General features: G+C 55.4%; 20 protein-coding genes. 14 read left to right on the top strand and 6 right to left on the bottom strand.

Going from position 1 to position 23,590, the window contains the following annotated elements:
* Positions 1 to 132 precede the first annotated feature (132 nt).
* Together E5Q11_RS15335 and glnA are read right to left on the bottom strand one after the other, a co-directional pair.
* Positions 133 to 663 (bottom strand): DUF4124 domain-containing protein, encoded by a 531-nt coding sequence (locus tag E5Q11_RS15335; RefSeq protein WP_135804336.1) that lies wholly within the window; start codon positions 661 to 663, stop codon positions 133 to 135.
* A 166-nt stretch (positions 664 to 829) separates the two neighbouring features.
* Entirely contained in the window at positions 830 to 2,233 is a 1,404-nt protein-coding gene (gene glnA / locus E5Q11_RS15330; RefSeq protein ID WP_135804335.1) for a glutamate--ammonia ligase, read from the bottom strand.
* A gap of 474 nt (positions 2,234 to 2,707) precedes the next feature.
* On the opposite strand from glnA, the gene typA reads away from it, so the two are divergent.
* The 5 genes from typA (at position 2,708) to E5Q11_RS15305 (ending at position 8,672) form a co-directional block, all read left to right on the top strand.
* Positions 2,708 to 4,519 (top strand): translational GTPase TypA, encoded by a 1,812-nt coding sequence (gene typA / locus E5Q11_RS15325; protein ID WP_135804334.1) that lies wholly within the window; start codon positions 2,708 to 2,710, stop codon positions 4,517 to 4,519.
* 108 nt (positions 4,520 to 4,627) lie between these two features.
* Positions 4,628 to 5,596 (top strand): prolyl aminopeptidase, encoded by a 969-nt coding sequence (gene pip / locus E5Q11_RS15320; protein ID WP_135804333.1) that lies wholly within the window; start codon positions 4,628 to 4,630, stop codon positions 5,594 to 5,596.
* Between the two features lie 53 nt (positions 5,597 to 5,649).
* Complete coding sequence (gene dtd / locus E5Q11_RS15315; RefSeq protein WP_135804332.1) at positions 5,650 to 6,099, top strand: D-aminoacyl-tRNA deacylase; 450 nt, start codon at positions 5,650 to 5,652, stop codon at positions 6,097 to 6,099.
* 538 nt (positions 6,100 to 6,637) lie between these two features.
* The gene (locus E5Q11_RS15310) at positions 6,638 to 7,690 is read left to right on the top strand and encodes a porin (RefSeq protein WP_135804331.1); all 1,053 of its coding nucleotides are present in this window, start codon (positions 6,638 to 6,640) and stop codon (positions 7,688 to 7,690) included.
* Positions 7,691 to 7,790: 100 nt separating this feature from the next.
* Complete coding sequence (locus tag E5Q11_RS15305; RefSeq protein WP_135804330.1) at positions 7,791 to 8,672, top strand: CYTH domain-containing protein; 882 nt, start codon at positions 7,791 to 7,793, stop codon at positions 8,670 to 8,672.
* On the opposite strand, the gene E5Q11_RS15300 is transcribed toward E5Q11_RS15305, so the two are convergent.
* Positions 8,669 to 9,862, bottom strand: coding sequence for a potassium channel family protein (locus E5Q11_RS15300; RefSeq protein WP_135804329.1), 1,194 nt, complete (start codon positions 9,860 to 9,862; stop codon positions 8,669 to 8,671). The genes E5Q11_RS15305 and E5Q11_RS15300 overlap by 4 nt on opposite strands.
* 81 nt (positions 9,863 to 9,943) lie before the next feature.
* Here E5Q11_RS15300 and glnE point away from each other — a divergent pair, with 81 nt between their 5' ends.
* From glnE to E5Q11_RS15285, 3 genes are all read left to right on the top strand, one after another.
* On the top strand, positions 9,944 to 12,865 hold the full coding sequence (glnE, locus tag E5Q11_RS15295) for a bifunctional [glutamate--ammonia ligase]-adenylyl-L-tyrosine phosphorylase/[glutamate--ammonia-ligase] adenylyltransferase (protein ID WP_135804328.1): 2,922 nt from the start codon (positions 9,944 to 9,946) through the stop codon (positions 12,863 to 12,865).
* Between the two features lie 69 nt (positions 12,866 to 12,934).
* Positions 12,935 to 13,861, top strand: coding sequence for a branched-chain amino acid transaminase (locus tag E5Q11_RS15290; protein WP_135804327.1), 927 nt, complete (start codon positions 12,935 to 12,937; stop codon positions 13,859 to 13,861).
* A 17-nt stretch (positions 13,862 to 13,878) separates the two neighbouring features.
* Positions 13,879 to 14,283 carry a DUF6165 family protein gene (locus tag E5Q11_RS15285; RefSeq protein WP_135804326.1) on the top strand — a complete coding sequence of 135 codons (405 nt, stop codon included), beginning with the start codon at positions 13,879 to 13,881 and terminating at the stop codon, positions 14,281 to 14,283.
* 44 nt (positions 14,284 to 14,327) lie between these two features.
* On the opposite strand, the gene E5Q11_RS15280 is transcribed toward E5Q11_RS15285, so the two are convergent.
* Positions 14,328 to 15,383 (bottom strand): glycosyltransferase family 9 protein, encoded by a 1,056-nt coding sequence (locus E5Q11_RS15280; RefSeq protein ID WP_135804394.1) that lies wholly within the window; start codon positions 15,381 to 15,383, stop codon positions 14,328 to 14,330.
* Positions 15,384 to 15,532: 149 nt separating this feature from the next.
* On the opposite strand from E5Q11_RS15280, the gene E5Q11_RS15275 reads away from it, so the two are divergent.
* The 6 genes from E5Q11_RS15275 (at position 15,533) to E5Q11_RS15250 (ending at position 21,402) form a co-directional block, all read left to right on the top strand.
* A complete protein-coding gene (locus E5Q11_RS15275) occupies positions 15,533 to 16,213 on the top strand; it encodes a 3-deoxy-D-manno-octulosonic acid kinase (protein ID WP_135804325.1) in 681 nt (226 codons plus the stop codon).
* 272 nt (positions 16,214 to 16,485) lie between these two features.
* Complete coding sequence (locus E5Q11_RS15270; protein ID WP_135804324.1) at positions 16,486 to 17,613, top strand: hypothetical protein; 1,128 nt, start codon at positions 16,486 to 16,488, stop codon at positions 17,611 to 17,613.
* Between the two features lie 3 nt (positions 17,614 to 17,616).
* Positions 17,617 to 18,966 carry an O-antigen ligase family protein gene (locus tag E5Q11_RS15265; RefSeq protein WP_135804323.1) on the top strand — a complete coding sequence of 450 codons (1,350 nt, stop codon included), beginning with the start codon at positions 17,617 to 17,619 and terminating at the stop codon, positions 18,964 to 18,966.
* Positions 18,967 to 18,998: 32 nt separating this feature from the next.
* Positions 18,999 to 19,751 (top strand): protein kinase family protein, encoded by a 753-nt coding sequence (locus tag E5Q11_RS17880; protein ID WP_150960243.1) that lies wholly within the window; start codon positions 18,999 to 19,001, stop codon positions 19,749 to 19,751.
* Positions 19,748 to 20,704 (top strand): glycosyltransferase family 2 protein, encoded by a 957-nt coding sequence (locus E5Q11_RS15255; RefSeq protein WP_135804321.1) that lies wholly within the window; start codon positions 19,748 to 19,750, stop codon positions 20,702 to 20,704. Before E5Q11_RS17880 ends, E5Q11_RS15255 begins: the two co-directional genes overlap by 4 nt.
* 227 nt (positions 20,705 to 20,931) lie before the next feature.
* The gene (locus tag E5Q11_RS15250) at positions 20,932 to 21,402 is read left to right on the top strand and encodes a hypothetical protein (protein WP_225315052.1); all 471 of its coding nucleotides are present in this window, start codon (positions 20,932 to 20,934) and stop codon (positions 21,400 to 21,402) included.
* Between the two features lie 101 nt (positions 21,403 to 21,503).
* Here the strand turns inward: E5Q11_RS15250 and E5Q11_RS15245 are convergent, their stop codons facing one another.
* Positions 21,504 to 22,676: a glycosyltransferase gene (locus E5Q11_RS15245; protein ID WP_225315053.1), complete on the bottom strand. Its 1,173-nt coding sequence runs from the start codon at positions 22,674 to 22,676 to the stop codon at positions 21,504 to 21,506.
* Positions 22,673 to 23,503 carry a glycosyltransferase family 2 protein gene (locus E5Q11_RS15240; protein ID WP_135804319.1) on the bottom strand — a complete coding sequence of 277 codons (831 nt, stop codon included), beginning with the start codon at positions 23,501 to 23,503 and terminating at the stop codon, positions 22,673 to 22,675. Before E5Q11_RS15240 ends, E5Q11_RS15245 begins: the two co-directional genes overlap by 4 nt.
* Positions 23,504 to 23,590: the final 87 nt, after the last annotated feature.

The following is a 23,590-nucleotide window of genomic DNA, read 5'->3' as shown; positions in this document are numbered from 1 at the left end:
AGAGTATCGCCAGTTTATGGTGCGCTTGCACCAAAATAAAGCACATGTCGGTTTTGGGGTTTCGCAGGTCGAGAGAAACGCAGGAGTGATCGGGCCTCAGACGGGGGAGCAATCGAGGCTCCCCCTCACGGACTAATTCAGTACGCTGGGCCGATGGATGGTGAAGGTGATAGTGTCGCCGGTTTTGATGGTGACGCCACTGCTATCGACAATGTTGACACCGGCACGGTGGGTACCGCGGTCAATATTACGCACTGAGACGGTGCCGGATGTTGATTGGCCCACCGGCTGGCCATCCAGAGTCACTTCGTATTTGTGGCCGTTTTTCAGCCCGGGAGAACTCGCAACCTGAAAGGCAACATCACCACTGCCGCTGTGAAATGCCTGATCGTCTTCGGGTGCAGTGAAGCGTAGATCAGAATAAGCGGCGCCTTCTTTTTCAACTTTCTCGCGCAATTGTTCAGGTTCGCGAACGGCCTCAGGTTTGGGAAGAGTCACTGTGGTGACTGGCTTTATCCTGACCGTTTCAGCCGGTGCCTGATCCGACGGTTCATCGGTGTAGGTCACGTTGCCCTGGGCGTCTACCTGCCGGTAGATTTCGGCAGCGACGGGGAAAGACAGCAACGCAGTGATGCCGGTTACAAGAATGAGCTTGCGCGTCATATGGCCTACCTTTTGCGGATTTCTTCCGATTATCTGCGCGCTGGTGCTGTATTTCAATCCTGCCATAACAAAAAGCCCCGCACTGGGCGGGGCTTCAGGCTGCTGGTCCCGGCGAACCGGGTCAGCAGAGCACTACTTATCAATACTGTTCAACTGAAACAGTAGCTTAGCATGAATAGTAGAGGTCGAACTCAACCGGATGGGTTGTCATATTCAGGCGCTGAACTTCTGAACGCTTCAGCTCCACATAACCGGCGATCATGTCTTCAGTGAAGACGCCACCACGGGTCAGGAACTCGTGATCCTTCTCGAGAGAATCCAGGGCTTCCGCCAGGGTTTCTGCAACGGTCGGGATGTTGAGCGCCTCTTCTTTCGGCAGATCGTACAGGTCCTTATCCATGGCATCGCCAGGATGGATCTTGTTCTGGATGCCGTCCAGGCCAGCCATCATCAGGGCAGCGAATGCCAGGTACGGGTTCGCAGACGGGTCCGGGAAGCGAACTTCGATACGACGTGCCTTGGCGCTGTTAACCCACGGGATCCGGATCGAAGCTGAACGGTTACGGGCCGAGTAGGCCAGCATGACCGGGGCCTCGAAGCCCGGAACCAGGCGCTTGTAGGAGTTGGTCGACGCGTTAGTAAAGGCGTTGATTGCGGTCGCATGCTTGATGATACCGCCGATGTAGTACAGGGCAGTTTCGCTCAGACCAGCGTAGCTGTCGCCGGCGAACACGTTCTTGCCGTCTTTGGCCAGGGACATGTGAACGTGCATGCCTGAACCGTTGTCACCAACCACTGGCTTGGGCATGAAAGTCGCCGTCTTGCCGTAAGCGTGAGCAACATTGTGAACGCAGTACTTGAGGATCTGAACTTCGTCCGCTTTCTTGGTCAGGGTGTTGGCGCCAACGCCGATTTCACACTGGCCGGCGGTGCCCACTTCGTGGTGGTGTACTTCAATTTCCAGCCCCATGGATTCCATGGCCGCACACATGGCGCCACGCAGGTCGTGCAGGCTGTCTACCGGTGGAACCGGGAAGTAACCGCCTTTAACACCCGGACGGTGGCCGATGTTGTTGCGCTCAAAGTCGTCGCCGGATACCCAGGCAGCTTCTTCAGAGTGAATTTCGTACATGGCGCCCTGCATGTCGACTTTCCACTTCATGGAGTCGAATACAAAGAACTCGGGCTCCGGGCCGAACAGCGCGCTGTCGGCAATACCGGTGGACTTGAGGTATTCTTCCGCGCGACGTGCAACAGAGCGTGGGTCACGCTCGTAGCCCTGCATGGTGGAGGGCTCAACGATGTCACAAGTCAGGTTCAGGGTGGTTTCTTCGGTAAACGGGTCCAGAACAGAAGTGCTGTCGTCCGGCATGAGGATCATGTCGGATTCATTGATGCCTTTCCAGCCGGCAATTGAAGAGCCATCAAACATCTTGCCGTCGGTGAAGAAATCTTCGTCAACCTCGGAGGCGGGCAGGGTCACATGCTGCTCTTTGCCGCGGCTGTCAGTGAATCGAAGATCGACCCATTTGACTTCGTGTTCTTTAATAAGATCAGTTGTTTTGGACATTGTGCATGCTCCGTTTGTTATCCCGCTGCGCGGGCCATTTCTGTGTAGATGCTTGCCGGATCGATCAGCGTGGCTGACACCCGATCTTGTTCAGGTCTGGCAGCTTAACAAAAGCTATCGCCGGTTACCTAGAATTTCGGCTGATAGTGTCAAAGCAATAGGCTTGCCAGTTTTTCGGGCAGTCGGGGCTGATGCGCCAGAACTGCGCAGTTCAAGGGGTTTCGAGCTTTTTTGGCGCGGACGCACCGGTTTGTGGCTGATGCCCGCCCTGTTGTGGTGCGTTAATTTGGTGCGAACTCCCATTTATTGCACCAAAACAAGGCGTCGCCAAAAAGCCTGAGGCATCGGGCTGGCAGACGCGATTGGTCATATAAACGTCAGCACTATTGCTATATACTGCGCGCCACCAATTTCCACCACTATTTTCGCCCCAACGGTTTTCGCGCCGGTGGTGCATTTTTCAGGATTAAAGTTGTGATTGAGAAACTACGTAACGTCGCCATTATCGCCCACGTCGACCATGGCAAAACCACACTGGTTGACCAGCTGCTGCGCCAGTCTGGCACTCTTGACCGCAAAGAGCTCGAGAACGAGCGGGTCATGGACTCCAATGACCAGGAGAAGGAACGGGGCATTACCATCCTCGCCAAAAACACGGCGCTGAAATGGCACGACTACAACATCAACATCGTTGACACCCCCGGCCACGCGGATTTTGGTGGTGAAGTCGAGCGGGTTATGAGCATGGTTGATTGTGTGCTGCTGGTGGTGGACTCCATCGACGGCCCCATGCCGCAGACCCGTTTCGTCACCCAAAAAGCGTTTGCGGCCGGATTGCGCCCGATACTGGTGGTGAACAAGATTGACCGCCCCGGCGCCCGCCCTGACTGGGTTGTGGATCAGGTTTTCGATCTGTTTGATAATCTTGGCGCTACTGATGAACAACTGGACTTCCCCATTGTATTCGCCAGCGCCCTGAACGGCATTGCCGGACTGGACCATGAAAAGCTTGACGACAACATGGATGCGGTCTTTCAGTCCATCGTGGATCACGTGCCAGCGCCTGACGTTGATCCAAACGGCCCCTTCCAGATGCAGATTTCCCAGCTGGATTACAGCAGCTTCCTGGGTGTGATCGGTATTGGCCGGATTGCCCGGGGCAAGGTAAAAACTAACTCGCCGGTCACTGCGATTGGGGCTGATGGCAAGAAGCGTAATGGCCGGATCCTGAAAATCATGGGCCATTCCGGCCTTCATCGCGTGGAAGTCGAAGAAGCCCAGGCAGGCGATATCGTCTGCGTCAGCGGTATGGACTCACTGTTTATCTCTGACACGCTGTGCGACCAGTCCAACGTTGAAGCGCTGCCTCCTTTGACCGTTGACGAGCCCACCGTATCCATGACGTTCCAGGTCAACGATTCACCCTTCGCCGGTAAAGAAGGCAAGTTCGTGACCAGCCGTAACATCAAGGAACGACTTGAAAAAGAATTGCTGCACAACGTAGCCCTGCGGGTTGAGGAAGGCGAATCGGCAGACAAGTTCAAGGTATCCGGCCGTGGCGAGCTTCACCTGTCGGTACTGATTGAGAACATGCGTCGCGAGAACTTCGAGCTGGCTGTCGGTCGTCCGGAAGTGGTTATCCGTGAGATCGATGGCGTAAAGCAGGAGCCCTACGAAAACGTGATCGTGGATATCGAAGAGCAGCACCAGGGCGCCGTTATGGACCAGATGGGCCTGCGCCGTGGCGATATGACCAACATGGTTCCGGATGGAAAGGGCCGTATGCGCCTGGACTACACCATCCCGGCCCGTGGTCTGATCGGTTTCCGGAACACCTTCCTGACGATGACGTCGGGTAGCGGTATCCTGACGTCAACGTTCAGCCACTATGGCCCGATCAAGGTGGGTGACGTCACCAGCCGCCAGAATGGCGTGCTGGTCTCCATGGCAACGGGTACAGCCCTGACTTACTCGCTGGAAACCCTGCAGAGTCGCGGCAAGCTCTTCCTCGATCCCGGCCAGGAAATCTACGAAGGTCAGCTTTGCGGTATCCACAGCCGTGAAAACGATCTTGTGGTCAACCCGACCAAGGGCAAGAAGCTCGATAACATGCGCGCATCCGGTAAAGACGAGGTGATTGCTCTGGTTCCGCCGATCAAGCACACCCTTGAGCAGGCGCTTGAGTTCATTGACGACGATGAGCTGGTGGAAGTCACGCCCAAGTCGCTTCGACTGCGTAAGAAGCTGCTGACAGAGAACGAGCGTAAACGCGCGCACAAGAAATAAAGCCTGATTGGCCCCGGTAAAAGGGGGTCTGACCCCGAACGGGGTCAGACCCCAACCTGCCTCCCGAATCTCAGCTAGACTTTCGTTACCCCCGAAACGGAGTTTGCCATGCTGACCCTCTACCCCGAAATCAAGCCTAACGCTCAGCACCGCATTGCGGTAGATCCGCCACATGAACTCTACGTGGAGGAAAGCGGCAACCCTGACGGCATTCCGGTGCTGGTGGTGCACGGCGGCCCTGGCGGCGGCTGCGAGGATTATCATCGGCGGTTTTTCGATGCGGAGCGCTACCGGATCATTCTGATGGACCAGCGCGGGGCCGGGCGTTCCCAGCCGCTGGCGGAACTGGAGGGCAATACCACCCAGACCCTGGTCGCGGATATCGAGGTGATTCGCAATTTCCTCGGCATTGACCGCTGGATGCTGTTTGGCGGTAGTTGGGGATCGACCCTGTCCCTGGTTTACGCGCAGACGTATCCGGAGCATGTGTCTGGCCTTGTGTTGCGCGGCATTTTCCTGTGTCGACCGGAGGATATTGAGTGGTTTTATCAGTACGGGGCAAGCCGCGTTTTTCCGGATTACTGGCAGGATTTTCTGGCCCAGATTCCGGAGCCGGAGCAGTCCGACATGGTCAGCGCCTATTATCAAAGATTGACCAGCGCCAATGAGCTTGAGCAGATTCAGGCCGCCAAAGCCTGGTCAATCTGGGAAGGCCGCTGCGCAACCCTGCACCCAAATCCGAGAGTGGTTGAGCATTTTGGTCATCCCCATGTGGCCATTGCCCTGGCACGGATAGAATGCCACTACTTCATGAATCATGCGTTTCTCGAGCCGGATCAGATTATCCGGAATGCACAGAAGCTGAAGGACATCCCGGGCATTATTGTCCATGGCCGGTATGACATGGTGTGCCCGCTGGATAACGCACTTGCCCTCAGCAAGGCCTGGCCGGAAGCAGAGCTGCAGATTATTCGGGATGCCGGGCATTCGGCGTCAGAGCCGGCGATTGTGGATGCGCTGGTGCGGGCGGTTGATGAAGTTGCAGAACGCATCAAAAACCTTGCGAACCGGAGCTGACCCGCCTACACTCTCGGGCGCAAAGTTTAGACCCCCTCTGAATAGGGAAGTTAATGAAAGGACTGATCCAGCGAGTAACCAGCGCAGACGTTAGCGTTGACGGTGTCCGGATAAGTCAGATTGAGCAGGGACTGCTTCTGTTTCTCGGTGTTGAAAAGAACGACAACAGTGAAAGCGCAAAGCGTCTGTGCAGGCGGATTGTTCGCTATCGCGTGTTCCCCGATGACGCTGGCCGCATGAACCTAAGTGTTGCCGATGCCGGCGGCTCACTTCTTGTCGTGCCTCAATTTACACTGGCTGCCGACACCCGTTCCGGAAACCGTCCTGGTTTTTCCGCCGCGGCAGCACCGGATGAAGCACGATCTCTCTACGAGCAGTTTATTGACGATGCGCAATCGCTTCTGGGTGAGTCTCGTGTGGCCGCTGGTCAGTTTGGTGCGGATATGCAGGTTTCCCTGACGAATAACGGGCCTGTAACTTTTATGCTGGAGTCAGCTGAGTGAGACGATGGTCGGATGGTTGCACTGCGATGATGCGCTATGGTTTCTTGCGTTCGCTTCTGGTGCGTGAACCGCAGTGCCAGCCAGAGCTCAGAACCCGTGGCACAAAGGTTTTTCTTCGCAAAATGCTGTTTTTAAAAGAATTAACTCAAACTGGCCCCGGATTTGTAAGATTAGCCCCAAGTTTGGGCGCTGGCTGTCTTGCGAGCTGTAATGTCATAAAGCATTGCATTATTGCTTCAAAATGAGCTAAAAAGGCCGTAATGGAAATTTGCATTAGCAAAGGTCCTGTATTACAAAGAGCGTAACGCAGTTTGTGAACAACAAGCTGTAAGTATTTGACAGAAAAAGGCGCAGTGCGCTCGATGTTCAATCAGAAAACGATGAACACAAAAACGAAAAAGACTGGTGAACGGCATGTCATGGAAATGTCATGCTTTTCGCACAGGATAGGGTTCATCCAGCACGCCTGGTGAAGTCTGAAGACCGGGAAAATGACCCGTCGCTCAAACCTGAGTTAACTCAAAAAGGAAGACGCAACATGAAAAAATCGCTCCTCGCTTCTGCAATTGCCGCCGCAACCTTCTCAGGCGCTGCTGTTGCTCAAGATATGAACATGCCTACCTTCTACGGTAACATTCAGTACGTTTACAACTACAACGATTCTGATATCGATCAGCCCAACGCTGACGGACGCGGTGGATCGTCCAGCCAGCACGCTGACAACGGCACCACCGTTGGTCTGACTCACCAGCACGCTATTACGCCGGGCGTCGAAGCTTTCTTGAAGATCGAGATGGAAGTTGCTGCAGCAGACGAGAAAGGCGCTGGTAACGGCCTGACCGATCTGGATGAAGCCTACATTGGTGTTCGCGGCGACAGCTTTGGTCAGGTGTGGATCGGTTCTGACGATTCCATCTACGAATCACAGCTGGGTGACTACGGTAACTGGGTGTTCGAGTACGCTGGTCTGAACCCCTACGCCAGCTACACCACCGGTGAAGGCGACCTGATCCAGTACATGTCTCCAAGCTTCGGCGGCCTGACCTTCAGCGGCGCTGTTCAGATCCAGGGCGACGGCGATAGCTCCTACGGAACCAACGACGAAGAGCGTCCTTACCAGCTCGGCGTAAGCTACAGCGCTGCAGGCCTGACTGCGTCACTGGTCATGGACTCCAACGACGGCAATGCCGACACCAGCAACGAGAACAGCTACGGTGTTGCGCTTGAGTACGCCATCGATGCGCTGGTACTTGACGCCTATTACGACACCCGTGCTGGTCTGGACGGCGCTGAAAACGGCGACTTTGAACTGGACGGCGAAGAAGGTCGTGATCAGTTCGGTGTAATGGCTACCTACAACCTGGGTGCCAATACCTTCCGTGCAGCTTACGAAATCGCTGAAGCGGACACTTCCGATCTGGAAGTTGACGTAATCACCCTGCAGGCTCTGCACAACGTGTCTGACAACCTTTACGTCTACACCGAAGCGGTCCGTCGTAACAACGACAACAGCTCTGCGAACATCGCCACTACTGGCGGTGACGACGAAGAAATCAACGAACTGAACGTTGGTGCTGTTTACTACTTCTGATCTCTGAATCAGATAAAGTAAGCTGAAAACCGGCTCCTTCGGGAGCCGGTTTTTTTATGCCTTTTTGAAACACACACTACCGTTTCGGAGTAGAAAGCCGATGGCACAGGATGCAAACGTCGAGCTGGAAGTAAAACTGACCCTTGATCCACAAGACCTGGGGCGGGCGAAGGCTGCCCTGGAAACACTGACAGGCTGTGAAACGGCACCTCCCGTGGTGCTTCGCAACATCTACTACGATACGCCAGGCTTCACCCTGAATCGCGAACGCATGGCTTTACGGGTTCGCCAGAAGGGCTCGCGTTTTATCCAGACCCTCAAAACCCGAGGGGATTTCGTTGACGGCGGCCATCGCCGGATGGAGTGGGAGTGGCTGTTGGAATCCGCAGAACTGGATCTGGCGCTGCTGGCGGAAACGCCGCTTGGCGACCAGGTGAGCCTTGATCAGTTGAAACCGGTGTTTGAGACCAACTTTGAGCGTCAGGTGCTGATGGCGACCGAGTCGGGATCGGATAGAGACACGCTAGTGGAAGTGGCGATTGATCAGGGCCGTATTCTGAGTGGCGATCAGCTTAGTGCATTGAGTGAAATAGAGTTCGAACTGAAGTCAGGCAATCCCTCGGCGCTGAGAGATATGGCGGTGAAGCTCGCCGAGTCGGTGCCGGTGTTTCTCAACGTGATCAGTAAGGCGGAGCAGGGCTACCACCTGGCAGGCGTTGAATCGCCGTTCCCTGAAAGCACTGGCGACTTGAATGTATATGGATTCTTCCATTGCCTGAGTGCCTGCTGGTTGCGCCGGGTCGCTTTCCCCTCCGTTGCAGACATTTCAAGGTTGCGCCGGGCGGCTGTAACAGCTGGTGTATCTGAAGACTTTGAGCGTTTATTCACCCAGTTGCACTCAGGCAGACCGGTCAATGAGCTGGTTGCAGATGGGCTGATGGGTCGAGTCCAGCTAGCCCTCGCCGGTGTCCAGGGCTTTTAGTGTCCCGGCGCCGGTGAGATTTCTTTTCCTTTTTGTTCCACCTGGTCCCGCGCGGCCTGTTCATCCTGTAATACATGCCATTTATGGATGAACTCCCGGTAGTTCTGGAGGGCATCTTCAACGACCTCTACTGCCGGTGTGTCGCTGGATTTCACCAGCACGATCAGGCCTTTTCCTTCCACTTCTCTGTCTGCAGCTGGGTGGCAGACGACTTCATTGTTTTCATCGATGTAGGCCAGTGCGGTGCCAATCCCATGGCGTATCAGGGCACTGACAATATCCGCCCAGGTAAGATCGTCCAGCGTGAGTTCGTACCGGTGGGGGTGGTCGTGCTGATAGTTGAACAGGTCCTCGAGCACCTGCTCTGTTCCCGGAGCCACCACCGAGCGCACCATGATCTCCGGGTAAGTCCGAACCGGTCTGATGATTGTCCTGACCCCGACGGACTTGAACCTTGGCCGGTTCTCATCGCTCACGCATTCAACGGTCACGTGGTGGCCAAGGTTGGACTCGCTTAACCGGTGGGCAATATCAAACGTCAGGCTGTCGGAAGCAGGGTCTGCTTCATCTGCCGAGAGCACAATAATGTGGCGTGCACTGCCTGCGTGTACCGCTTTCAGCGCGACCGGGTCGCTACCGGAGCCGTGAAAATGCACCAGCCCGTTGTCGGACAGGTCCGGCGGCAGGCCGTTGGGAAACTGTCGGGTAAGGATCATGATCGGTACGGCTTCATAGCCGGGCACGGCCCTGACCTGCGAAGCGAAACGGGCGAAGTACTGCTCACCCCCGGTTTGAGGGGTATTGATGATCACTATGTGGTCTTGCATTTTGTATATCCAGCGTCCGGTTAAAATGCGTTCCCGGCGGTAGAACCGGTACTCGATGTAGTCACTGACGATCAGCGTCATCACGGTAATCGCCGAAATGAACATCAGCACGATGGTGCTGAGGCGACCGACGGTGGTTTCCGGTGCGAAGTCGCCGTAGCCGACGGTGACCAGGGTCGTCATGGTCATCCAGGCAGATTCAAACAGGGTGAGGTCTTCAACGGTCCAGATCAGCAGAATCTGGAACACCAGCAGGCCAGCGAGAACAGCGAACAGCCGCTGTATCCGGGCCCGGATCATGCCTGACATTGGCAGATGGGACAGCTGGTGTTCCGGGTTCAGTGGCCGGCGGTTTCTCTGCATGGAGTTTCCTGTGGCGGTTCAGTCGGCGGAGCGTTCGTTATACAGTACGCGAAATATAACAGACACACAGGGGTTTGCATTATGTCCGAGCCATGGCGCGCTTTACCACAACCGTTGGCGCAAGAGGTTGCCGGTATCTGGCCATCGGTTTTCCCCACGGGTGTGCCTGAGTTCCTGTCGGCCGACGGTGGCGTTTCCGAGCGGGATGCGGCCCAGGCCATTGCCCGCAGTATTTTTCTGCGCCGCACGATTGAGGCCCATGGCGAAACGGTTCAGGCCCTGTGTCAGTCGCAACCGCTGACCGAACGCACAACCGAACAGTACCTCCGGCAGCGGTGGGCGGAGTTTCTGGAACAGGTGAGCAGCGAACAGGAACTTCACAGCGCACTGCGGAAGTTTCGAATGGAGATCCAGTTCCGGATTATCTGGCGGGATCTGATGCGCTGGTCCGACCTGGCCGAGACTATGGCAGCGACCAGTGATTTTGCCGATGTCTGCCTTCAGGGGGCGCTGGACTGGCTTTACGACGATTGCTGCTCCCAGTACGGCACGCCCTGGGGGGTGAGCCCGGCGACCGGTCAGGAAGGCCCGCAGCCGCTGATTGTGCTGGGCATGGGCAAGCTGGGCGGCCACGAGCTTAATGTGTCTTCTGACATCGACCTGATTTTCGCCTATCCGGGGAAAGGAGAAACCCGGGGGGCCAAACGTACCATCGATAACCAGCAGTTCTTCACCCGCCTGGGCCAGAAGTTGATTCAGGCGCTAGATCAGATCACCGCCGATGGCTTTGTGTTCCGGGTGGATATGCGCCTGCGGCCATACGGCCAGAGCGGTGCCCTGGCGTTGAGTTTTTCTGCTCTGGAAACCTATTACCAGGATCAGGGCCGTGACTGGGAACGCTACGCCATGGTCAAGGCCCGGGTAGTTGCCGGCGATCAGCGTGAAGGACAGGTGCTGATGGACAGCCTGAAGCCGTTTGTCTATCGCAAGTACATCGATTTCAGCGCGTTTGAATCACTCCGTAGCATGAAATCCATGATCAACCGTGAAGTCCGCCGTAAGGGGCTGGAGAACAACATCAAGCTCGGCAGTGGTGGTATCCGGGAAATCGAGTTTGTGGTGCAGGCGTTCCAGCTTATCCGCGGCGGGCGTGACCGGGAGCTCCAGCAGCGGGAGTTGCTGACCATTCTGCGAGAGCTCGAAGCACTGGAGCTGTTGCCGTCGGTGGTGGTTAACGAGCTTGCCGCCGCCTACGTCTTCCTTCGCAATCTCGAGCATGCCCTGCAGGGCATGGAAGACAAGCAGACACAGCTGCTGCCGGATAATGACATCGACCAGTTGCGGGTTGCACTGATCATGGGTTTTGACGATTGGCAGAGCTGTCTGGATACCCTGAACAACCACAGACAGAGGGTGGCAACTCACTTTGCCGACATCATTGCCACAGAGGATGAAGATGGCGACCGCATTGACCTGGCCGAGGAGTGGCAGGAATTGTGGATGGGGGAAACGGACGAGGCAACGGCGGTCCAGTGGCTGGGTTCGCAGCAGTTCGAGGACCCCCAGGCCAGCCACAGGGAACTGGTTACCCTGCGTGATTCCAGAACCGTGCAATCACTTCAGACCCAGGGTCGCCAGCGCCTGAACCGGTTCATGCCGGTACTGCTGGAAGCGCTCAGCCATGTGGAAGAACCGTCACAGACCCTGACCCGGGTACTACAACTGGTGGAAGCGATTCTCCGCCGCACCGCCTACATGGTTCTACTGCTTGAGAATCCCGGTGCCCGGGCCCAACTGGTGAGGCTGTGCAGCGAAAGCCCCTGGATTGCGGCCCAGCTTGCGGAAACGCCTCTGCTGCTGGACGAGCTGCTTAACGCAGAGAGCCTTTACAGTCCGCCTGCCAAGGAGGAGCTGCGGGATGACCTTCGCCAGCAGATGCTGCGGATTCCGTTTGAAGATCTGGAAGAGCAGATGGAAACCTTGCGGCACTTCAAGAAAGCCCACATTCTGCGGGTCGCGGCTTCCGAACTACGGGGCACGCTGCCGTTGATGAAGGTCAGTGACTATCTGACCTGGATTGCCGAGGTGGTTCTGGACCATGTGGTGGATGTGGCCTTTGCCAACCTGACCAGTCGACACGGCTATCCCCGTCGCGCTGACGGCTCCGCCGAGGAGACCGATTTTGCCATTGTCGGTTACGGCAAGCTGGGCGGAATAGAGTTGGGGTATACCTCAGACCTGGACCTGGTGTTCATCCACAGTGGCGACCCGGAAGAATCTACGGACGGCGAGAAGTCCATCGACAATGCGGTGTTTTTTACCCGCCTGGCGCAGCGGGTTGTGCACATCCTGAACACCCAGACACCGGCGGGGCAGCTTTACGAAGTGGATATGCGCCTGCGGCCTTCGGGTAACTCCGGATTGCTGGTCAGCACCCTCACCGCCTTTGAAAAATATCAGCTGAACGATGCCTGGACCTGGGAGCATCAGGCCCTGGCACGGGCCAGAGGTATCGCCGGTTGCGTTGGCACCCTGGAAGGATTCGAAGCCATCAGGAAGTCTATTCTTTGCCAGCAGAGAGACAGGGATGCCCTGCGCCAGGAAGTGATCGCGATGCGCGAGAAAATGCGCTCGGCGCTTGGCAGCCCGTCGAAGTCGGGTCAGGCGCAGGAGGTTTTCCATGTCAAACACGACAACGGCGGAATCATCGATATCGAGTTTATGGTTCAGTACCTGGTACTTGCCTACTCATCTGAGTTTCCGGAGCTGACCCAGTATTCGGACAATATCCGGCAGATGGAGGAGCTGGGCCGCGTTGGTGTCATTCCCGTCGAGGATGTCCAGGAATTGAGGGAATGCTACATCACCCTGCGCTCAACCATTCATCGCCGGGCGCTGCAGAATCTGAACAGCCAGGTGCCTGACGATGCCTTTCGGGATGAGCGAGCCTACATCCAGGCGACCTGGAACCGTGTCATGTTGGACGAGCAGGGCTCTTCGTAGCTCTTCGTAACGGGGATTTTTCCTGCTAGAATGCCGCCTTTACGTTAAGCGCGCTTAGGAGCAAGAACAATGTCGATGGCTGATCGCGATGGCCTGATCTGGATGGATGGCGAGATGATTCCCTGGCGGGACGCCAAAACCCACGTGCTCACTCATACCCTGCATTACGGGTTGGGCTGCTTCGAGGGTGTGCGCGCCTACAGCACTTCGAAAGGCGCCGCGATTTTCCGGCTTCAGGACCACACGGACCGGTTGTTCCGCTCCGCCCACATTCTGAACATGAAAATGCCGTTTACGAAGGAACAGTTGAACGCTGCCCAGTGCGCTGCCGTGATGGAAAACGGGCTTGATGAAGCCTACCTGCGGCCGATGGTGTTTTACGGATCCGAGGGCATGGGCCTGCGCGCAGACAACCTCCAGACCCACGTTATCGTGGCTGCCTGGAGCTGGCCGTCATACATGTCGCCGGAAGCCAAGGAGCTTGGCATCAAGGTGCGCACATCCTCCTACACCCGGCACCACGTCAACATTACCATGTGCAAAGCCAAGGCCAACGGCAATTACATCAATTCCATGTTGGCGCTGAATGAAGCGATTGCCAGTGGTTGCGAGGAAGCACTGCTGCTGGATAACGAGGGTTACGTGGCGGAAGGCTCCGGCGAAAACATCTTCATTCTGCGGGACGGGGTTCTGCATACGCCCGAGTTGACCTCCTGCCTGGAAGGCATCACCCGCCAGACCATTCTGGATTTCGCCCGTGAGCTGAATGTGCCCGTTCGTGAGCGCCGCATTACCCGCGACGAGGTGTATATCGCTGACGAAGCCTTCTTCACTGGTACTGCCGCCGAAGTGCTACCGATTCGTGAACTGGACGGCCGGGTTATTGGCGCTGGCAAGCGCGGCCCGCTGACCGAGCAGTTCCAGACCATGTATTTCGATGCCGTTAAAGGCAAGAGCGAAAAGCACGGAAACTGGCTCACACACGTTAAAGGTTAAGAGGTTAGGAAACGAATATGGCAGACGTCATTACTGTTCCGGTGTCCTTCGGCGAAGTGCTGGACAAGATCACCATTCTGGAGATCAAATCCGAACGCATCGCCGACCCGGAGAAAGTAAAGAATGTCCGGCTGGAACTGGATGAACTGACCGCGACCTGGAACCAGGCGGTTCAGGACCCGTCAGCCATTGCAGATCTGCGTAAGCAACTGAAGGCGGTGAACGAGGAACTCTGGGTGATCGAAGACGACATCCGGGACCAGGAAGCCGCGCAGGATTTTGGCTCGAAGTTCATCGAACTGGCCCGGGCGGTCTATGTCACGAACGACAAGCGTGCTGCCATCAAGAAAGAAGTGAACCTGGCTCTGGGCTCGCGTTTTGTGGAAGAAAAGTCCTACCAAGACTACACCGCGCGCAAGTGACGGTCGTGCATGGCGTAAGCCGATAAACCAGAAACGGCGCCGGATCAGGCGCCGTTTTTCTGTCTGGGCCCTCGCTGTGTCGCAATCCACCGATCCAGCATTCCGGTAACATCCTCCACTGTCACCAGCTCCATCGCCCCCTCAAATTCTGCCTTGGCACCCCAGCGGGCTTGTTCAACCTGTTTGCCAGTGAACTGCTCCAACGCTTCCGGATAACGATTCACGCACCACTCCAGGGAATTGTAAGGTCCCGACCGGTAAGGGTTGCTGGCGGCAAAAATCCCCAGTACATCTGTGCCGACGGAGCTGGCGATGTGCGCTGGCCCGGTATCCGGAGCTACCGCCAGGTCGGCGTGGGTAAGCAGGGCGGTTAGTTGTTTGAGGGTATCCTTGCCACAGATATTGTGGGCCTTTTCTTCCATGCTCTTTTCGATGGCCGCGCAGTACTCCGCTTCGAACGGCGCCGGGCTGCCCACCAGAATCACCTTCATGCCATGGGTGCGGACCGCGTGATCCGCCAGTCGGGCATACCTCTCGGCGGGCCAGTTGCGCAGGGTGTGGCTGGCGCAGGGGCTGATCACCAGGTTCATTCTGTCCGTCGCTAACTGCTGGCGGGCAAACGCGTGATCTTCCGGAGTCAGTGGAATGCTCCATTTTGGTGCGGCTGGTTCCAGCGCCAGCGGCACCAGAAAACTGGCCAGGCAGTCCCTCACGTGCTGTTGCGGTGCCGGGGCAATACGCCGGTTGATGAACAGGCTGTGAAGGTCTTTGCTGCGGGCCTGATCGTAGCCGATTTTCACCTTCGCGGGGATCATCGCCGCCGCCAGGTTAGCGCGGAAAGCCACCTGCATATGCAGCAGGGCATCGAATTTTCGGCTCTTGAGCGTGTTTCGCAGGTCGGCATAACCCTTGCGGCCGGCTTTCTTGTCGAAAATTACGAACTCGACGCCGGGCAGGTCACCGACCAGTTTCGCCTCAATCTTGCCGATCACCCAGGTGATTTTTATTCCAGGGACCTGCTCCTGAAGGCTGAGGACAACCGGGATGACATGGGTGACGTCGCCAATGGCGGAGAGACGTAGTATGCAGATGGAGTTGATCAATGTGTTACCTTACAAAAGCGGTTCTGGACCGGATGACTGGAGGCCCCTGAGACGGTCTTGGTAAACTTCGGATTAGTCTAGCCCAGCAGGCCGCCGGGTGTCTTTTGAGATGGCTATGATTCCCTTAGCCAGATAAAGGTCTTTCGATGCTTATTGTAAATCCGGCCTATAAAGCCGTAACCGAACGCTGGTTTGATCCTGATTTTTGGGGAGCGGCGGCTCAACCGGTCGACACAGGTGGGCGAGGCGGTGCCTGGTTTATTGAAACCGATGATGGGGCAATGGTGCTCAGGCATTACCTGCGGGGTGGGTTGATCGCCTATTTTTCCGAGAGAAGCTACTTTTATTCCGGGGCCGAGCGAACCCGTTCCGCCAATGAGTTCCGTCTTCTGCTGAGGCTGTTTGAAGCCGGGTTGCCGGTTCCCGAGCCAATTGCTGCCTGGTCGGGCCGGCATCTTGGCCTGTGGTATCGCGCTGCTATCATCGTCCGGCGGATTGAGGGCGCTGTTCCCATGCCCAATGCCCCGGCTCTTGAGGACGCGGCGCTATGGGAGCGGGTTGGGCGTATGATTCGTCGCTTTCATGATTTTGGTCTGGATCATATCGATTTGAACTGCGACAACATCCTGATCGCCGGCGATCGGGCGTTTCTGATCGATCTTGATCGATGTCAGGTTAAAGCTGATGGATCCACTTGGAAAACGAGTAATCTGAACCGTTTGTGGCGCTCCGTCGAAAAGCGTATGGAAACACTTACCAAACGGCAGAAGCTCGGTCTTTGGCAGAGTCTGCTTGTAGGTTACAATTCCGATCCACATAACGTGTGATTCTTGAGCTGCCCGCCGGGCTGTTCATAAACGCCGCGCTGCTCACCCAAGTTTTTTGAGAACACGTAGAGATGCCGGAAACTGCCAGGCCAAGAGTCGGGATAATCAACCAGCTTGCCTACCTGCTGCGCCGAAGAAAACTCAGCCGTAGGAGCTATCGGGCCGGGATTCTTTATGAGCTTTTCAGGCAGGCATTGGCCGAGAGCGCTGATAAAAATAACGTTATCCAGCGGATCCAGGCGGCTCTTGTAAAAACAGGAAACCGGGCTTTATTGCAGCTTCCTCTGGAGTGGTGGTTCAGCTACGTTCAGTTGGTTCTCTCGGACGATGAAAACCATCTGGAAATCGAGCGCCGGCTGATCGGCCAGACTGAATCCATACCGGTTGACCGGTTGTCGCCTTCAGCCTGGCACGAACTGTTCAGAATCTGCATGTTCTCGGGTCTGTTTATCCTTGGCCAGGCGGTTCGCCTCAAGGCATCTCACGCCTATCTTGGCTGCGCTGAAATGAGCTCAGCCCAGGCGCCGAACGTGAAACTTGCACTTTCCCAGTGTCTGGAGAACGGAGATGCGGAGGGCTCAAAGCGATTACTGGAGCGATTGGCGAGTCTCGGGGAATCCGAGCGTAAGCTCCGTCAGGGACACTGGTTCAGGGAGCTACTCTGTTTCGGGAAACTGCAGCCCCTGATCTTTGATGCGTCAGCAGACTCCGTCGAAAACCGAATGCTGGAAGCGACCTCTGGCCAGAATATTGCCATTGTGGGGCCAGCGCCAACGTCTACACCTAACGGTGCTGAGATTGATTCTTTCGGGCGGGTTATCAAGTTCAATTATCGGGGTGGGGAGCAGGGTTGTGACCCCTCAACCCAGGGAACTCGCGTCGATATTTCCTATTACAACAACGGTCAGGCGGAATATATATCGAAGAACGCGGGGCAGGAATTTCCCGGTGGATTGCAGTTCCCAGTCTTTATCAAACCAAGAGGCCTCAAGTTACTTCATAACAGGGTCAGTTATGGACGTGTTATCGAGAGCCCAAAGAGTTTTCTTTTTAATTCAGAATTTCATGCTGGAACTTCCGCTGCGGTTGATACGCTCCGTTTCTGTCCTGCGCGCCTCAAGATTTTTAACTCGGACCTTATGCTCAGTGCCGGGCGTTACAAGGGCTACTGGCGCCCGGGAACCAAGCCCGTCAACTATTGCCTTTCCTTTGCCAAGACCCACGACCCTTTTATGCAGTATCACGTGCTACACCGCTTGTGGTCATTGGGCGTTCTCGAAGGAGATGCCCGCTTCACAGAGATTATGGCGGGGGGGCTGGATCAATATATCCAGGAACTGCAGGCGGCTCATGGCTCGCAGGGAAAAGAAACCCTTTGCTTGCCTGAACAGGTAATTTGATTCATGAATATTCTAAGTCAGCGCAACGATACGACGATTTTCGATTTGAGCTCGAAACGCGCCCCTCGTGTTATTGGTTCAGTGCTCTTTCTCCTCTCGATCTGCTACATCGCTGTTTTTCTTTTCGATGTGGAGCCGGGCGAGAAAATTTCTCTCGGAATTCTGTTGTTCGGATTAATCTCTTTTTTCTTCCTCCCGAAAAGCATCTGGTTCAAGCCGCCCCTGATATTGATGGTTCTGTCCATTCTCTGGCTTGTTGCCGCCTGGGCGGTGGTGTCTTCTGATTTTCCAGACCGCGCCAGATCAGGGCCTGCGGTTGAAGATTTTATTGATAAATTCCTTTTCCTTTTTATCGGTTTAGCGCTGGCCGGATCCAGGTATCGGGAGCGGGTTTTCGCAGCTGTCCTTGGCGCGGTTATTGTGCTGCTCCCGTGGATTTCAGGTGACGGATTCTCAGCGCTAATGGCCGGGCTTCAGGGGCACCGGGAGGGCTTCGGGCTGAACCCGATCCGAAGTGGCATGTTGGCAACCTTTGTGTTCATGTTTGCCTCGGTCTTTCTGCTGTTTGAAGTGTTTTCTGAACGCAAACGAAAAGCGGTAATGGCCCTTGCGGCAGTCGCTGTTGTCTGGTCACTGATTCTGGTCTCCGTATCCCAGACGCGGGCCGTTTTTGTCGCTCTGCTTGTTGTGCTGATCACTGGTGTTCCTTTCGTTCTACACCGGATCGGAGTTATGCAGAACCGAGCTGGCCGCAAAAAATTTCTCATTATCATCGCGATAGCGTTGATGGCTTTGGTCAGCCTTGATTATGGGCTTGGCGGAAAAAATATTGATCGGATCAAACAGGGATTTTCTATCATTCCTCTTGTGGCCACTGAGGGTGTTGATGAACTGCCACAGTCGAGTTGGGGCATCCGGGTCATCATGCTGAACATTGGTCTTGAGCAATCGGCGGAAAGGCCGTTCTGGGGATGGGGGTATCGCAGTTCCGACCTGATTCTTGAGGATGCTCACAGTGCCGGAGTCCTCGATCAGGAATTCAGTCAATTCCATAACAGTTATCTGGAGGTTCTGGTCGAATACGGCATTGTCGGTGTGGTGTTGCTGCTGGCCGTTTTTCTTTACCTTCTGTCCAGGCTGGTTGCATTGATCAGGCCGGAGAGTCAGGATTTACGTTTGGCAACGGCGTCATTCCTGTTCCTTCTTTTTATGCTCGTTTTCTCGTTCTTTGACGGTATTCTGGTTCAGGGTAGCTATGGCCAGTTTATCTTTAATGCTGTTGGCGGGGTTGCCTTGTCTTTGCATTTCCGCCGGGCATTTCTCCAGCCAGCGGACGTCGCCACAGCGGGCTAATCGGGACATTCCTCTGAAAAGGTCAGGTTTGATTGGATATCAGAAGCACCGAGGAAGATCAGAACGAGTGTCGTGAAACGCGGATTGATTCCTGGCATCTCCTGTACACGCAGGAAGATGACAAGGCCCGGGCTTTTTTGACGGCTTATCTTGCTGAGGGACTACAGCGGGAACAGACATTTCGGGATAACTGGCGAACTCTGAGCGCCCAGATCCGCTTTGAAAATGAGTCCCTGCTGCTGAAAATACCACGCGCGAGAAACGGAAGGCGCTGGGAACGATTGCTTTCTTTTTTTCGTGGTAGTGATGCCGTCCGCTCTTTTCGCCAGTTGCAGCTTATGCCGTCCCTTGGTCTGGACTCGCCGCAACCGGTCATTGCCGGAGAAGCCAGGCGCAGAGGTTTTGTTGTCGATTCCTTCCTTTGTTACCGGTTTGTAGACGCCCGTCGGGCTGAGAAGCAGGACGCGCCGCTGGTATTGAAGGCCATCCTGAGATTACATAGCCAGGGCTACCTTCGCTCAGATGCACAACTTGCAAACTTTCTGATCCGGCCTGATGGAAGTGTTGTTTTTATTGATTTCCGCCTGAAAAAGCCCCGGATTCTGTCCGGGCTGAGCAAAGCGAAAGAGCTGGATCGGTTTTTCAGAAGCTGTCCCGAAGCTCGCGCTGATTATGCTAACGAGGAAAAAGTGACCGTGTGGTTGATGATTGCCCGTTACCTTGGTGATTTTGAGTTCGCGACGCGTGCGTTGAAGCGCCGTTTAAGAAATAAGAAACGCTTATGACCCAGCTCAATGCTCTCGTCAGTGTGGTGATGCCGGTGTACAACGCCCTCCCATGGCTTAAAGAGGCGGTTGACAGCATCCTTTCGCAGACCTACCCGAATCTGGAACTGGTGGTGGTGGATGATTGTTCGACTGATGGTTCTCTCGCGGTTCTGAACGAATACGCGCAACGTGATTCAAGGGTAAGAGTGATTGAGAACGCCGTGAATTCAGGTGTTCCGGCAAGCCTGAACAAGGGCGTTGAGTTATCCCGTGGCACGTATATCGCGCGAATGGACGCGGATGACATAAGCGAGCCGCAGCGCCTTGAGGTACAGGCCGCACATCTCGAATCACACCCGGAATGCGGTGTTGTAGGAAGCTGGATCCACAGGATGAGGCAGAAAGGAGACGTTCGTCTGAAGACCTTTCCCGAGCATGATCAGGATCTGAAATTGATGCTGATGTTCGAATGCTGCTTCTCTCATCCTGCCGTCATGATTCGGAAATCAGCGTTAAAGGATCTGGCCCATATATACGATGAGATGTTCCGAAGTGCCCAGGATTACGAGCTGTGGTCCAGGCTCCAGGGCACATGTGATTTCTATTGCATTCAGGCGCCTTTGCTCTGGTATCGGGAGCTTGCATCGAGTGTCAGTAAGCAGGCAAAGAAAAAAAATCTCAAGAGGGAGCGGGTCCGACAGATTCATGCTTTTCTGTTCAAGGCCAATGGGATCAACCAGAACTGCTCGCTTGATCTGCACGAGATGATAGTGAATCGCGAGTCCCGGGGGACCCTTCGACCCCGGGATATTCAACGCCACCTCGATTATATTTTTGCAGCTTTTCCCGATGCGTCATACCAGCAAGAGGTTCAAGATCATATTTTTAGTCAGTTCTCCAAGAATCCGGTGTTCCGAGTTCGCCGATGGCTTTCCCGTCTTCGCTCAGCAATGTCTTCAAATGACGGGTAACAGCCTTTTCCGCGGGTATATAGGGCGCGAGAGACAAGGCCATGTCTAATATTAGATATCTTGTCCGAGCGTTGCTGATCGATAATGTGAACCGGTTGAAGTTCGGATTTTCAGCGCCGAGGTATGGTGAGCAGATATGGGTTCGACCGGGGGACCTTCGACACTATATTGAATCGGCAGACCTGGGTAAGCGCCTCGGGAGACCTGTCAGGAAGTTGTCCGGTCGAGTGCTCAATGAGTGGCCAACGGATCTTCAGCAGAGAATCAGTGATAATCCGAAAATCGGTTACTGTTTCGATCATTGGGTACAGGGAAAAACCTGGGCTGAAGCGGGGGCGATCAACTTCATGCTGGAAAAAATAGCGAGTTCCCCGGCGGGTGTTTCTGATGAATGCCGCGACTACGGCGATGTTATTGAACGTTTCGAGACATTAGACCGTATATGGGCGGACCTGGGCAAGAGAGGGAGTCTGCCGAGCCGCCAGGAATTGATTCCAGGTAACTTTCGGGAAATCGGCGGGGTTCTGATTCATATTGGTCCTGGCGGCGAGCCGATCTTTTCGGGTGCCGGCTGTCATCGATTTGCCATGGCTCTCATTATGGGTGCACCGTTTCCGGCACAGCTGGGATGCGTTCATGAGTCTGCGCTGGATCAGTTGCCAGAATTCAGATCAAGGCCATGTGCCCCAATCTTTTGATCCCAGAATAAGGGAGTTTGCTAAAGGTGCCGTTCCCAGGGTTGAGCAAATGTTCGACCGGATCGCTGACCTTGCGCGGGATCAGTTAAGTCAGACCGACTCTAGCCGGCCTCGGTCGCCGGCCTGAGAAAAGCGTCAACGACTGTTTTGGACTTGAACGGCGCAAGCCAGTCTGGCTTGATCCTGATCGGGAGCTTGTTAATCGCCGATTCCAGACCGTTTGCCAAACCTTCGGGAGTGTTTGGCGTCAGGTATTGCTCAAGTTCCCCCTTGAACACAAACCGCACGCCACCTCTGCTGTCTGTTGCCAGAATTGGGGTATCGCAGGCAAGCGCTTCCGTTAGTACAATGCCGAGGCCTTCGTACTCGGATGCCAGTACAAACAGGTCAGCTCGATACATCCACGCATATGGGTTGGCTCTCTTGCCTGTAAACATTACTCGATCTTCTATCCCCAGAGACCGAGCCTTTTCCTCAAGTTCCTTACGCAATGGACCCTCTCCAACGATGACAAGTAGGTGGGGCACCCTGGCTTTAGCAAACGCTTCCAGTAGCAAAGCGTGCCCTTTCTGGGGGACGAGGCGGGCAACGTTTACTATGAATGGATCTGAAGGTATGTCTGGCTCTTTCTCCTGGGCCAAAGCTCGGATTTGCTCCACCGGACAGGGGTTGGTAATCACCCGCAGGCTCTTGGGTTCAATGTCACCTCGGGCAAAGGCTTCCTCGGCGGACTCCATCACCCCTGACGAAACACAAGCCAGGTGCCGGTTGTGGAACACCAGTTTCCACTCCCACTTTTTCTGCCAAAGTGGCCGGTCGTAGTGAATAACGTTCTCGAGCACGTAGATGTTGCGGTCGTCCCGGAAGGACCAGAAATATTTGTAGGTGCCCAGTCCCCGGAAAATGATGCGGTCAAAGCGTCCGTAGCGCTTTTCGAGGGCGCGGATGTGACGCTTCAGCAGCCAGCCGCTGAGCCATCCCACCCAGATGAAGTGGGAGCGGGGCAGCAATACGCCGAGCAGCAGCCGTGATAACAGAAACACCGGAATACCGATGACGGACTTCATCAGTGCCCGGAACTGGTCGAAGTGATGCAGGTGAACCGCCGGATTGGCAGGGCTCAAGTCATTGGGGCGGCTGCGGCAGGACAGCAGGTGGCTTTCATGGCCCTGGTCAGCAAAGGCGTCGGCCAGGTTCACGGCAACCCGCTCCATGCCGCCCATTTTCAGGCTGTGGATGACCACCAGGGTTCTCATGGGTCCTTGGTCTGTCATGCAGCCGGGCTCTTCTGGATGCCGTTTTCTGCCCAAAAGGTATGGTTGTCTTTAACGGCTTTGCGGATGGCCCGGTTTTTCGCCCAGATTTCCGGTTTGGAATAACCGCGGGCGTGGTCCAGGTGCAGGCAAACCGTGCTGTAGCGAATCTGCTTTGACTTTTGGCCGTAATTCCACAGCCGTTCGCCCAGCTCCCGGTCCAGGCCCCCGTACTGCATGTCTTCATTGAAGCCGTTGACCGCGATCAGATCTCTGGTCCAGGTGGAGCTGTTCATGCCGTTCCAGCTGGCAGCGGCCGGGGTGATGGCGTTAAGCAGCTTCTTTTTCAAAGCGGAGCGGGACAGTTTCCAGAGCTTGTGATTCTTCGGCTGGCCGTTGCTGGCCAGCCACTCGGGATCAAAGATCACGCCGCTGCGGATGTCTTCATCCGCAATCGCTTCGGAGACCGGCATGGTGAGTTTGATGTAGCCACCTGACAGAAAGACTCCGGGTTCGGCCAGGCGTTGATGGGTTTCAATGAACGTGGGTTCGGGAATGCAGTCACCGTCGGTGAAAATCAGGTAGTCGCAGTCGGTCTCGGCAATGGCCTTGTTCAGAATCTGGCATTTGCGGAAGCCGTCGTCTTCATGCCACACGTGGTCAATATGAAGGATGCCACGCTCGCGGAAATGGTCGATCAGCGCGCGAGTTTCATCAGTAGAGCCGTCATCGGCGACGATTACCTGGAAGTCTTTCTGGCTCTGGTTCTCATAGCCCGTCAGCACCTTGCTGAGCCACAGCGGGGAATTGTAGGTGGTGATCACAACACCAATGCATTCTGGGGACATGAATCCGGTCCGGCCTTAATCAGGGAAAACAGTCAGTCGTTGAGACTGGTTTGATACGCGGATTATACAGCTTTGGGCCACGGCGGG

Origin of the sequence: Marinobacter confluentis (assembly GCF_004785685.1) — a bacterium.
GTDB classification, from domain to species: domain Bacteria; phylum Pseudomonadota; class Gammaproteobacteria; order Pseudomonadales; family Oleiphilaceae; genus Marinobacter; species Marinobacter confluentis.
This window is presented reverse-complemented; position numbering and strand designations above follow the sequence as displayed.